Annotated in this window: 4 protein-coding genes; 3 read left to right on the forward strand and 1 reads right to left on the reverse strand. The window is 62.9% G+C overall.

What is annotated here, in order from left to right; all coding sequences use genetic code 11:
* The 3 genes from AC1D0Z_RS17225 to AC1D0Z_RS17235 all read left to right on the forward strand — a co-directional run.
* Positions 1-360 (forward strand): hypothetical protein (locus tag AC1D0Z_RS17225; RefSeq protein WP_477659437.1); only part of this gene is annotated, 360 nt, incomplete at its 5' end.
* Positions 361-488: 128 nt separating this feature from the next.
* Positions 489-725 carry a hypothetical protein gene (locus AC1D0Z_RS17230; protein WP_477659438.1) on the forward strand — a complete coding sequence of 79 codons (237 nt, stop codon included), beginning with the start codon at positions 489-491 and terminating at the stop codon, positions 723-725.
* An 82-nt stretch (positions 726-807) separates the two neighbouring features.
* A complete protein-coding gene (locus tag AC1D0Z_RS17235) occupies positions 808-1,590 on the forward strand; it encodes an AAA family ATPase (protein ID WP_477659439.1) in 783 nt (260 codons plus the stop codon).
* A gap of 32 nt (positions 1,591-1,622) precedes the next feature.
* On the opposite strand, the gene AC1D0Z_RS17240 is transcribed toward AC1D0Z_RS17235, so the two are convergent.
* Complete coding sequence (locus AC1D0Z_RS17240) at positions 1,623-3,707, reverse strand: oxidoreductase (protein WP_477659440.1); 2,085 nt, start codon at positions 3,705-3,707, stop codon at positions 1,623-1,625.
* Positions 3,708-3,987: the final 280 nt, after the last annotated feature.

Consider the following 3,987-nt stretch of genomic DNA (forward strand, 5'->3'; position numbering starts at 1 on the left):
CTTCTCCCAAAAAACTCTCAAACCTTCTCTGCGGATGAGCAAGGTGAGGAGGTAGGAATAAGTCTTGAGGGCTACTTCTACGATTACCTTCGACGCGTCGATGGAGAGATTGTCGGTGTCACGTACTGGCTAATGGCCCCCGTGAACTTTGAGCAGCATCCGGTCTATGCTCATTTTTGCGGTGATGATCGATTTATCTTCGACATCAAGAGGCGCTGCGTAAACATTGTGTTCGACGAAAGCAATGCCCAGCTTCTTCAAACGGGCCAACTTACTACCGATGTGGTGCAGGAGTTTGGCGGAGAAAGCGTTTTAAAACACGGAAACCAGTTGGCCATTGTTTTCTCAGTTATGGAGTAAACGAACTCTGCTTCTCCGCAGCGTTGATAGCCCACCATGCGCCTCTTGCCGGCACGCGTGAAGGCAAAACATGACCGCGCCAGGGAAATTCCATCAGCGATATATTCAATTCATTCAAGGAGTTTTCAATGGCCAATCTTCGCCAAGCCCTGGTTCACATGCGCTCGGGGCGCTGGACCGAGGCACACACCATCGTGCAGAGTGATGAGTCGCAGCTGGCTGCCTGGTTGCACGGCATCCTGCATGTACAGGAAGGTGACCTGGGGAATGCCGAGTACTGGTACGGCCAGGCCCGCCGGGATTTCAGCAGCCGTGGAACGCTGGATGAAGAGATGGACCGCTTTGAGGCAGAGCTGCCGGAGTAAGCTATCCATCCGGACCTGCCCGCCGCATCGGTCATCGGCGATGCCCTGCACCGGCATGCTGCTGCCACCTTAAACTCCGGTGATGCCGTCGACCATCTCCAGCCAGTTTGCCAGCCGCGTCACGCTGGTGCGCGACAAGGTCGAGTCTTTTTCAGACTACCCTTTTCACCTGCCGGCCGTGCGCACGCTGGAGCATCTTGACCTGCACCCGAAGGTGACTTTTTTTGTGGGAGAGAACGGCTCGGGCAAGTCGACGCTGCTGGAGGCGATTGCGGTTTCGCTGGGGTTTAACGCAGAAGGCGGTACCAAAAATTTTCGCTTTGGCACGCGCGTATCCCATTCGGTGCTGAACGAATACATACGCGTTGCCAAAGGCTTCAAGCGGCCGAAGACCGGGTTTTTTCTGCGTGCTGAGAGCTTCTTCAATGTGGCGACGGAAATCGAAAACCTGGATGCGGAGCCTTCCATGGGGCCGCCGGTGATCACTTTCTATGGCTCGCGCTCGTTGCATGAGCAGTCTCACGGCGAATCATTTCTGTCGCTGCTCAATCACCGGTTCGGCCCAGAAGGGATGTACATCCTGGATGAACCGGAAGCGGCCCTGTCGCCGCAACGCCAGCTGGCGGTGTTGTCGCGCATGCATGACCTGGTGCTGGAGCGGTCGCAGTTTTTGATCGCGACGCATTCGCCCATCCTGATGGCTTACCCGGACGCCTGGATTTATGCGTGCTCGGAGGCTGGCCTGGAGCGTGTGCAGTATGCCGAGACCGAGCACTACCGGGTTACGCGCGATTTTTTGCAGAACCCGGAGCGCATGCTTCGCCTGCTGCTGGAACGCAACGACGGCCCTGACGCCTCAGCCTGAGCGGTCTGTTCGGTGATTCTCTGCGGGCTGGATCACACCATCGCCGCCAGCCGCGTGCCCTGGTCGATCGCGCGCTTGGCGTCCAGTTCGCTGGCTTCGTCGGCGCCGCCGATCAAATGTGTCTTGACGCCTGCCGCGCGCAGGGGCTCCAGCAGTTCGCGCAGCGGCTCCTGCCCCGCGCACAGCACGATGTTGTCAACGGAAAGCACCGTGCCGTCCTGGCGCTTTTCGCCAAAAGTGATGAAGAGGCTGAGGCCTGAGCCTCCCTCGTTTTCGCTAATGCGTTCGTAGTTGACGCCTGAAAGCATCTCGACGTTTTTCATCTTCAGCGCGGCGCGGTGGATCCAGCCGGTGGTCTTGCCCAGGCCCGCACCCAGCTTGCCAGGCTTGCGCTGCAGCAGGGTGACGTGGCGCGCCGGTGGTGTGGCCTGCGGGCGTACAACACCACCGCGCACTTCACCGGGGTCGGCCACGCCCCATTCGGCCAGCCAGGCCGGCAGGTCAAGGGCGGTGGAATGGCCGGCGGGTGTGACGAGAAATTCGGCGATGTCAAAGCCGATGCCGCCTGCGCCTATGAGCGCAACGCGCTCGCCCACGGGCTGGCGGCCCAGCAGCACGTCGATATAGCTCAGCACCTTGGGGTGGTCTTGCCCGGGAATGCGCGGGTTGCGTGGCGTGACGCCGGTGGCCAGCACGACTTCGTCAAACTTTTGCGCAATCAGGTCGGCCGCCGAGACGCGGGTGTTCAGGTGCAGCTTCACGCCGGTGCCGGTGATGCGGTTGCCGAAGTAGCGCAGGGTTTCCTCGAACTCTTCCTTGCCGGGCACGCGCTTGGCCAGGTTGAACTGGCCGCCGATCTTGTCGGCTGCGTCATACAAATCGACGCTGTGGCCGCGCAGGGCCAGTGTGGTGGCGGCGGCCAGGCCCGCGGGGCCTGCGCCAATCACCGCAATGCGTTTTTTGGCGGGGGCGATGCGGATGACAAGTTCGGTCTCATGCCCGGCGCGCGGATTGACGAGGCAGCTGGCCAGCTTGGCCTGGAAGGCGTGGTCCAGGCAAGCCTGGTTGCAGGCGATGCAGGTGTTGATCTCGTTGCGGCGCCCCTGCGCGGCCTTGTTGACGAACTCGGGGTCGGCCAGGAAAGGGCGGGCCATGCTGACCATGTCGGCGCTGCCGTCGGCCAGCACCTGCTCGGCCACCTCGGGCATGTTCAGGCGGTTGCTGGTGATGACGGGGATGGTGATGCCGGCGGCGCGCAGGTCGGTGCGTAGTTTTTTGGTAACCCAGGTGAAGGCGCCGCGCGGCACTGAAGTGGCAATGGTGGGTACGCGGGCCTCATGCCAGCCGATGCCGCTGTTGATGAGGGTGGCGCCGGCGGCTTCCACGGCTTTGGCCAGCAGCACGACTTCTTCCCAGCTGCTGCCGCCGGGGATCAGGTCGATCATCGAGAGGCGGTAGATGATGATGAAGTCGGGGCCCACGGCTTCGCGGGTGCGGCGCACGATCTCGACGGCCACGCGCATGCGGTTGCCATAGCTGCCGCCCCACTCGTCGGTGCGTTGGTTGGTATGGGTGACGAGGAACTGGTTGATGAAGTAGCCTTCGCTGCCCATGATCTCGACGCCGTCGTAGCCGGCATCGCGCGCCAGCGTGGCGCAGCGGATGAAGGCGCGGATTTGCCGCTCGACGCCGCCGGCGCTGAGCTCGCGCGGCGTGAAGGGTGAGATCGGGCTCTGGATGCGCGAGGGCGCGACACAGAGCGGGTGGTAGCCGTAGCGGCCGGTGTGGAGGATTTGCAGGGCGATCTTGCCGCCTTCGGCGTGCACGGCGTCGGTGACCTGCTTGTGGCGGCGCGCCGCGCCGGAGCTGGCAAGCATGCCGGCAAAGGGTTTGGTCCAGCCGGCAATGTTGGGCGCAAAGCCGCCCGTGACCATGAGGCCCACGCCGCCGCGTGCGCGCTCGGCAAAGTAGGCGGCCATGGCGGGGAAGTGTTTGCGGCCGTCTTCGAGGCCGGTGTGCATGCTGCCCATGAGCACGCGGTTTTTCAGCGTGGTGAAGCCAAGGTCCAGCGGCGCGAGCAGGTGGGGGTAGGGGGAGGTGGGGTCCAGGGGATCCAGGGAAAAGGAAGAAGACGCAAGGGAAGGGGGCGTCGTCGCCGAAGTGGGGGTCGCGGCCAAGGCAGGTCTCCTGTCAAACTGTCTGCATGGTAGTCGTAACAAGGGGCGCTACAAAGCCTGCCGGGTACTCTAGGGGACAGGCTCTACAAAGGCTTGCCCCCACGGTCGCTCACTTCGTGTAGCTTCCTGCCCCCCGAGGGGGCCGCTGCGCCTGCGGCCCGGCGAAGCCGGTTCCGCGGCCCCTGCTTGCGTGAAGAGTTCAGCGGCGCAACCAGTGGGC

It is taken from the genome of Polaromonas sp. P1_E3 (assembly GCF_056405935.1).